The organism is Methylobacterium sp. WSM2598 (assembly GCF_000379105.1).
GTDB lineage: Bacteria > Pseudomonadota > Alphaproteobacteria > Rhizobiales > Beijerinckiaceae > Methylobacterium.
Window position 1 is genome coordinate 2975394 of record NZ_KB900609.1, and the last position, 7380, is coordinate 2982773.

A 7380-nucleotide genomic window follows, 5' to 3' on the forward strand; every position below is an offset into this window, starting at 1 on the left:
GCGGGTGCCCGGCCGGGCCGCCGCGATTCGCGCAACGGACAGTCCCGCCGCAGCATCCCCAAGCTCGCCCGGCCCGAGCGGGCCGGCTCCGCGCCGACCGATTGTGGGTCCGCCGGCATCATCTTTCCAAGCGATAGATCTTTCCCTTGCGGCAATGTACTTCGTGATGCGAAAGATGTCGGCCCAAACGATTCATTACCGATGCCGCGCGAAAACGACCCTGGCCGGTCGAGGGATCGGCTAGTTTTCGGTCGGCCAGGCGGCCGCAGGCGGGACGGTGGGAGGAATGGTCGGGCTCGTGATCGAACTGCCGAGGGCGGGACCGGCGCGGACGGCGGAGGCCCGCCTCCTGGCCGAGGTCCACACGCGGCTCGACGCGGCCGAGGCCCCGTGGCGGGACCTCGAAGGCTCCGCCACCGTCGTGATGACGCCCTACCAGCGCTTCGACTGGGCCGCGGCGTACTTCGCCACCGCGCCGCGGGCCCGCCCGCTGATCGCGGTGCTGCGGGATCCGTGCGGCCGCCCGCGGCTCCTGCTGCCCTTCGCGGTGCGCCGCGAGCGCGGCCTGCGCGTCGCGCGCATCGTCGGCGAGCGGCACGCGAATTTCCACATGCCGGTCTTCGCCAGCCGGGAGGCCGCCGCCCTCCCGCCGGAGACGGTGCGGGCGGCCCTGGTGCGCCTCGGCCGGGCGCACGGCATCGACGCCTACGCCTTCGCCCACCAGCCGCGCGCCTTCGCGGACACGGTCAATCCCCTGGCGGAGGGCGGCACGCCCTCGCCGAGCGACGGCTACGGCATGCGCCTCGGCCCGGATCCGGAGGAGACGGTCGCGCGGCTGTTCAGCGGCGATGCCCGCCGCAAGCTGCGCCAGAAGGAGAAGTGGCTGACCGCCGCCCACGGCCCGGTCGCGCACGTGGTCGCGGCGACCGCCGAGGAGGCCGAGGCGGTGATCGGCGCCTACCTCGCCCAGAAGGCGGTGCGCTTCGCGCAGCTGCGCCTGCCCAACCCCTTCGCGCAGGAGGCGGACCGCGCCTTCCTGACGGCGGCCTGCCGCCCCGGCCCGGCCCGGCCGGCCGCCCTCGAATGTCACGCCCTGCGCCGCGAGGCGGACGGGCACGTGCTGGCGACCTTCATCGGCGCCGTGGATGCCCGCCGCTTCAGCGCCATGCTGACCTCCTTCGACCCGGACCCGGCGCTGGCGCGGTTCAGCCCCGGGGACCTGCTGCTCCACGCCCTGGTGCGCGACCAGGCGGCCCGGGGCCGCGTCGCCCTCGACCTCGGGGTCGGCGAGGCGCCCTACAAATCCAAGATCTGCGACGAGGTCATCGCGCTCGTCGACGCGTGCGTGCCGGTGAGCGCGCGGGGACGGGCCTTCGCCGCGGGGATGCGGCTGCGGGTGCGGCTCAAGCGGCGGGTCAAGCGCAGCCCGCGCCTGCGCGCGCTCGCCGAGGGATTGCGCCGCCTCGTTCACCGGGCGGGGTAGGATCTTCTCCGCCGACGATTTTTTGCGGGAGAAGCGGTCCGCGGCGTGAACCAATCTCGGCCATGCGCGTCTCCTCGTGGGAGCGGCCCGACGGCCGGGTCGCGCATCACGGACGACTTCATGACCACGCTCAAGACCCTCGCGCTCGCGGCCGTGCTCGCCGCCGCCACCGCGGTCCCCGCCCTCGCGCAGGGTGGCTCGCCCTACAACAACAGCGGCCAGCAGGCCGGCGGTCCGCTCGCCGGCCGCGAGCGGTCGATGGGCGCTCCCGGCGGCACCCCCGCGATGCGCATGGCCCCTCGCCAGCAGCGCATGATGCGCCATCAGCGGATGCACCGGCGCCACCACGTGCGCTGAAGGCGCAAGGCCCCTGCCCTCCCTGCGCCCGCGCGACGCGTCCCCCCGGGCGCGTCGCGCGGGCGCGTTCGCGCCGCGGTCAGGCGCCGGGATAGATCGGGAAGGCGCGGCAGAGCGCCTCGACCTCGGCGCGGACGCGCCCGGCGAGATCCGCGTCGGCGGGCGCCCGGACGATCCGCCCGATCCAGCCCGCGATCACCGCGAATTCGGCCCGGCCGAAGCCGCGCGTCGTGCCGGCATTGGCCGACAGCCGCAGGCCCGAGGGGGCTTCCGGCGGGCGCGGGTCGTAGGGGATCAGGTTCTTGTTCACGGCGAGCCCGGCCCGTTCGAGGGCCTTGGCCGCCACGTCGCCGGTCGTCCCGATCCCGGTGAGGTCGACCAGCATCAGCCCGCTCGCCGTGCCGCCGGAGACGAGCCGCAGGCCCTGCGCGGCGAGCCCCGCCGCCAGCGCCTGCGCGTTGTCGAGGACGGCCTGGTTGTAGGCCCGGAATTCCGGGCGCAGCGCCTCTCCGAAGCAGGCGGCCTTGCCGGCCACCGCGTGCAGCATCACCGAGCCCTGCACGCCCGGGAAGATGCCGGACTGGATGCGGTCGCCGAGGGCCGGGTCGTTCCACAGCACGAAGCCGCCGCGGGCGCCGCGCAGGGACTTGTAGGTGGTCGAGGTCACCACGTGCGCGTGCGGGAACGGGTGCGGGTAGAGGCCGGTCGCGACGAGCCCGGCCACGTGCGCCATGTCGACCATCAGGAGGGCCCCGACCTCGTCGGCGACGGCGCGGAACCCGGCGAAGTCGAGGGCGCCCGGATAGGCCGAGCCGCCCGCCACGATCATCCGGGGCCGATGCGCGCGGGCGAGGGCCCGCACCGCGTCAAGGTCGACGCACTCGCTCGCCCGGTCGACGCCGTAGCGCAGGATCCGGTAGTCGCGCCCGGTCAGGGTCGCCGGGTGGCCGTGGCTGATGTGGCCGCCCGCCGCGGTGTCCATGGCCAGGATCGTGTCGCCGAGGGCGATGAGGCCGAGGAAGACGCCCGCATTGGCGTTCGAGCCCGAATGCGGCTGCACGTTGGCGAAGCGGCAGCCGAACAGCCGCGCGGCCCGCCGGATCGCCAAGTCCTCGATCGCGTCGGCGAAGTCCGCGCCGCCGTAGTAGCGGGCGAAGGGCAGCCCCTCGACCGTCTTGTTGGTGAGGACGGAGCCCTGCGCCTCCAGGACCAGCCGGGAGACGATGTTCTCCGAGGCGATCAGTTCGATCCCGGCCTGCTGGCGGGCGAGTTCGCCGCGGATCGCCGCGGCGAGGTCCGGATCGGCGTCGAGGCCTTGGGTGAAGTAGCCGTCATGCAGGTGGGACATCGGGCAGGTCTTCCTCTCGCAGGGTCATCATAGGCCGGGGACGGCCGGAGGGAGAGCGCGCCGCGGCGGCGAGGCGGCCCGCCGGGCCAGCGGATGCGACGGCGCATCTCAGGCATGCGGCACCTCCGGCCGGGCGAGGGACGCGTGGGCCTCGGCGTGGCGCAGGGCGCAGGCCCGCCAGGAATCGGCGGTTGCCACCTGGAAACCCGCCGCGAGCCGCCGCAGCGCGAGCGTCGCGAGGGCGTTGGCGCTGATCCCGTCCTGCGCGTGGAAAACGTCGAAGCGGGCGACCTCGTCGGGAGCGAAATGCGTGAGGTGGCCGGTCACGCGCGCGAACGAGGTCGTGGGCGTCGCCCGCGACCGGCCGCGCGGATTGGTGGAATGGGCCAGGACGGCGATGCGCAGGGGACGGTCCCTCACCGGGCGACCCTCCCGGGCGGGGCGCAGCCGATCAGGGGGCTCTCCCCGAAATCCCAGACGATCGCCTCCCCCTCCCCCGCGCGGCGCGGGCCGCCCCTCCCGTCCACCGCGCCGAGGGCCGCCGCGGCGATGCCCCGGGCGGCGAAGCGCGCCACCCGCGCGGCCCGGTCGGCGGGTTTGACGGCGAGCACGTCGCCCGGCCCGGCGTCGAAGCTGGCGAGGAGGCGGGTCGCGCGGCCGAGCACCGCCGCCGCGAGGTGGCCCGCCTCGCTGCGCAGGTTGGTGTGGCCGCCGACCACGGGTACGCCGTTGCGGCGGGCGGCGTCGGCGAGGCCGCGCAGCACCGAGTCGGCGCCCTCCCCGCCCCGCGCCCAGACGGCACCACCGCGAGCGGCCGCCCGCCCATGGCCGCCACGTCGCCGAGATTGACCATCACGCCGCAATAGCCGGCAAAATACGGATCGGAGGCCACGACGCCGTCGTGGCCTCCCGCGGCGGCGAGGAGCAGGTGGCCGTCGCCGACCGGGATCGCCGCGCAATCGTCGCCGACCGGGACCGGGGCGGCGGAGAGGCGCAGATGCGCCGGGCCCTGCCGGACGGGCGGCGCCACGAACGAGAAGTCGGGGTCGTCGGGCACGAAGGTCTCGGGGAACCTGACGAAGCGGGCCCCCTTCCCGGCCGCCTCCCCGATCGCGGCGAGCACCCGCTCCGGGGCTCTCTCCGGCCGCGCCAGGTCGGGCGCGATCTGGACCGCGGCGGCCCTGACGCTCCGTGGCGCGGCCATCGGGCGACCGCCGCTTAGACGGTCCAGGTATCGACGATGAACGCGTTGGCCCGGTGGTGCGGAGGGGTGGACCCGGTCGGCCTTCGCCAGCCAGGTGCGGGCCGGCGGGATCGGCGTCCGTGTCGAGCGAAGCCTTCTGCGTCTCCGGGGAGGCGCCGGAGGCAGTCCGGATCTGCCTCGGCGGCTCGGCCACGCGGGCGCGGCTGGTCTCGGCCCTCGACGCGCTCGCCCTCGCCTCCGCCTCGATCCGACGCCGGGCGCTCGGCCGGCGTGCCTCGCGCAGCCCGGCTCGCGCCGTCGATCTCGCATCGTCGCGGCCGCCGAACCGGCCACCATCCCGGCGAAGGGTGCTCAGGCCTTCCCGGGCCCGACCGGGGCCAGCAGCCGCTCGATGTCGCGCAGGAGGCGCGCCAGCGACCGGCGGTGCCCCTCCATCGCCGGGTCGGCGAGGTCGATCGCGTCGAGGAGCTGCTCGGCGGAGGCGCGCAGGCCCGCGAGCTGATCCCGCAGCGACCGGTTCAGGGCGGCGACTTGGTCGGGCGGCAGGGGCGCCGCGCCGCAGCGCGGCACCGCCCGCGGGCCGAGCGCCGCCAGGATCCCATCCGGGATCCCGGGGCAGACCCATCCGGCCAGGCTGCACCCGCCCTCGGGGGGCGGCTCGTCATCCGCCTCGCACGGTAAGATGATCCGACCAGTCTGGTCGGGCGGCACACGCGATCCCATTGTTGTCCGCGCTCCCCAAGCGCAGTCCCGGGGCGACCACCGCCCCGGACTTTGGTCGATCGTAAGCTGAGCTGCGCGCGTTTGACAATCCAGGTCGTTTCTCAACGTAAGCGACCCGCTACCGTTCGGGCATGGCTTGGACCGAACGGGCGCGGCATCACTCCGCCCGGCCGGACTTGCGGGCCGTGAACCGCGCGTAGAGGTCGGGCAGCGACTCGACCAGGAAGGCGCCGAATTCCGGCTCGGCTCCCTCGTCGACGGTGAGCTGGGTGCGCCGGGCGGAGCGGTCGATGCGCACCACCGCGCGCCCGGCCGGGTTGGTCCAGGAGGTGACGGAGACCCCGCGCGCCTCGGAGCGCGGCGCCGTGAGGGCGGCGAGGAGCCGGGCGAAGCGCGCGTCGGATTCCTCGCGGGCGAAGTCCTCGGCCGCGAGCGCGGCCTCGACGATCCGGTCCGCGTCGGGCCGCGCCAGCGCCTCGACCAGGGCGGCCCAGCGGGGCCGGCCCGTGCGCGGGGCGGGGCCGATCGCGGCCAGGACCCGGGCGGGAACGGCGCGGCCGATGGCGATCAGGCGCGAGAGCTGCGACTTCTCCATCGACAGGGCCGACATGATGACGCTGCGGGCGAAGCCGCGATCCTCGAGCGTGACCGCGAAGGCGGCGCGCTCGATGTAGCTCAGGTCGGTGCGGGCGGAATTCTCCTGGCCCTGGGCGACGACGAGGTCCTCGTCGCTGAGCGCCTTGACCACCGCGCGGACCGGGCGCCCGAGTTCGGCGGCGACCCGCAGGCGGCGGTGGCCGTAGGCGACCTGGTAGCGTCCCGGCTGGGTCGGGTGGGGCCGCACCAGGATCGGCACCTGCTGGCCGCGGGTCCGGACCTGCTCCGTCAGGGCGGCGTGGTCCTCCGGCGAGATCCCGAGGCGGTCGGCGACGAAGGAGGGGTCGACGAGGCCGGGATCGATCTCCACCACCTTGTCTCCCGCGGCCACCATGGCGCGGGCCTCCTCGGCGGCGGTGGCGATGCGGCCGAGCGCCCGCCCCATCGCCCCCACGGCGCCGGAGCGCACCGCGGTCCGGACCGGTTCGGGCGGCGGGGCCGCCGGCGCCTCGGCCGGCGCGGCGGGGGCGGCCGGTGCCGGGTTGCCACTTGGCAACTCGCGGGCGCGGGCCGTGAGGGCGGCGCGGAGCGTGTCCTTGCGGGTCGTCATGCCGGGCGTCCCCAGGCGCGGTGCATCAGGGCCAGGATCTCGCCGTTGACCCCCTCCAGGGCCTCGATGGCGCGGTCGTAGGTGGCGCGCGAGAAGCTCTCGCGGCCGATCTCGTACAGGGTCTGCTTCGACAGGCCCGCATCCGAGACGGCGGTCGATTTCAGCATCGTGTGGGTGAGGACCCGCTCGCGGAACAGGGATCGCATGAAGGCGACCATCTGGGTCTGCGGCCCGTCCGAGGGCTCGTAGCGCGTCACCACGTAGCGCAGGAAGTCGTACTCCAGGTCGGCGCCGGCCTCCTGCACCACCCCGAGCAGGTCGGAGGCCATCAGCAGGAACTGGCACATCGACATCACGTCGAGCATCTGCGGGTGGACCGTCACCAGCATGGCGGTGGCCGCGCAGAGGGCGCCCAGGGTGAGGAAGCCGAGCTGGGGCGGGCAGTCGAGGATCATGACGTCGTAGGCCTCGGCGACGCTGCCCAGCACCGTGGCGATGCGCCCGAAGAACGGCTCCGCCCCGGGATCGGCGAGCGCCTTGGGCGTGTCGTGCTCGAACTCCATGAGTTCGAGATTGGCCGGGACGAGGTCGAGGCCGGCGAAGTAGGTCCGCCGCACCACCTCGGCGAGGGGGCGGCGCGCCTCGTCGTAGCGGATCGCCGCGTAGAGGGTCTGGTTCGCCTCCACGTCGAATTCCGGCTGGTAGCCGTGCAGGGCGGTGAGGGAGGCCTGGGGATCGAGGTCGACGGCGAGCACCCGGTAGCCCTTGAGGGCGAGGTACTGGGCGAGGTGGGCGGCCGTCGTGGTCTTGCCCGAGCCGCCCTTGAAGTTCACCACCGCCAGCACCTGGCAATGCTCGCCGCCGGCGCGGTGGGGAACGTAGCCCTTGCTCTTGGGGCCGTCATCGAGGAGGCGGCGCAGATCGTTGATCTGGTCGAGGCTGTAGGAGCGCCGCCCACCCGGCCCGACCTCGGGCTCCGGCCCCTTGCCGGCGAGGGAGAGCTGCCGGAGGTAGCCGTCCGCCACGCCGATCAGCCGGGCCGCCTCGCCGGAGGTGAA

General features: G+C 74.8%; 8 protein-coding genes (1 of these 8 cut by a window edge). 2 read left to right on the forward strand and 6 right to left on the reverse strand.

Annotated features, from left to right (window positions below; genetic code table 11):
* Window positions 1-286: 286 nt before the first annotated feature.
* Window positions 287-1483: a GNAT family N-acetyltransferase gene (locus tag MET2598_RS0113900; RefSeq protein WP_018261234.1), complete on the forward strand. Its 1197-nt coding sequence runs from the start codon at window positions 287-289 to the stop codon at window positions 1481-1483.
* A 120-nt stretch (window positions 1484-1603) separates the two neighbouring features.
* Window positions 1604-1840: a hypothetical protein gene (locus MET2598_RS0113905; protein WP_012335075.1), complete on the forward strand. Its 237-nt coding sequence runs from the start codon at window positions 1604-1606 to the stop codon at window positions 1838-1840.
* Window positions 1841-1919: 79 nt separating this feature from the next.
* Here MET2598_RS0113905 and glyA read toward each other — a convergent pair whose 3' ends face one another.
* The 6 genes from glyA to repA form a co-directional block, all read right to left on the reverse strand.
* Window positions 1920-3188, reverse strand: coding sequence for a serine hydroxymethyltransferase (gene glyA, locus MET2598_RS0113910; RefSeq protein ID WP_018261235.1), 1269 nt, complete (start codon window positions 3186-3188; stop codon window positions 1920-1922).
* 108 nt (window positions 3189-3296) lie between these two features.
* Complete coding sequence (locus tag MET2598_RS0113915) at window positions 3297-3608, reverse strand: hypothetical protein (RefSeq protein ID WP_018261236.1); 312 nt, start codon at window positions 3606-3608, stop codon at window positions 3297-3299.
* A 31-nt stretch (window positions 3609-3639) separates the two neighbouring features.
* Window positions 3640-4392 (reverse strand): AIR synthase related protein, encoded by a 753-nt coding sequence (locus MET2598_RS39155; protein ID WP_084673843.1) that lies wholly within the window; start codon window positions 4390-4392, stop codon window positions 3640-3642.
* A 351-nt stretch (window positions 4393-4743) separates the two neighbouring features.
* Window positions 4744-5115: a hypothetical protein gene (locus MET2598_RS0113930; RefSeq protein ID WP_012335077.1), complete on the reverse strand. Its 372-nt coding sequence runs from the start codon at window positions 5113-5115 to the stop codon at window positions 4744-4746.
* A 157-nt stretch (window positions 5116-5272) separates the two neighbouring features.
* The gene (gene repB, locus MET2598_RS0113935; protein WP_012335078.1) at window positions 5273-6322 is read right to left on the reverse strand and encodes a plasmid partitioning protein RepB; all 1050 of its coding nucleotides are present in this window, start codon (window positions 6320-6322) and stop codon (window positions 5273-5275) included.
* Window positions 6319-7380, reverse strand: the 3' portion of a protein-coding gene (repA, locus tag MET2598_RS0113940) for a plasmid partitioning protein RepA (RefSeq protein ID WP_018261240.1). 156 nt of this gene lie beyond the right edge of the window; the window shows 1062 of its 1218 coding nt (coding positions 157-1218); the start codon falls outside the window, past its right edge; the stop codon is at window positions 6319-6321. The genes repB and repA overlap by 4 nt, the downstream gene beginning before the upstream one ends.

Bases quoted from the DNA above. Each gene is read 5' to 3' on its own strand.
- MET2598_RS0113900 (WP_018261234.1), top strand. From the start codon at position 287: ATGGTCGGGCTCGTGATCGAACTGCCGAGGGCGGGACCGGCGCGGACG.
- repB (WP_012335078.1), bottom strand. From the start codon at position 6,322: ATGACGACCCGCAAGGACACGCTCCGCGCCGCCCTCACGGCCCGCGCC.
- MET2598_RS0113905 (WP_012335075.1), top strand. From the start codon at position 1,604: ATGACCACGCTCAAGACCCTCGCGCTCGCGGCCGTGCTCGCCGCCGCC.
- MET2598_RS0113930 (WP_012335077.1), bottom strand. From the start codon at position 5,115: ATGGGATCGCGTGTGCCGCCCGACCAGACTGGTCGGATCATCTTACCG.
- MET2598_RS39155 (WP_084673843.1), bottom strand. From the start codon at position 4,392: ATGGCCGCGCCACGGAGCGTCAGGGCCGCCGCGGTCCAGATCGCGCCC.
- glyA (WP_018261235.1), bottom strand. From the start codon at position 3,188: ATGTCCCACCTGCATGACGGCTACTTCACCCAAGGCCTCGACGCCGAT.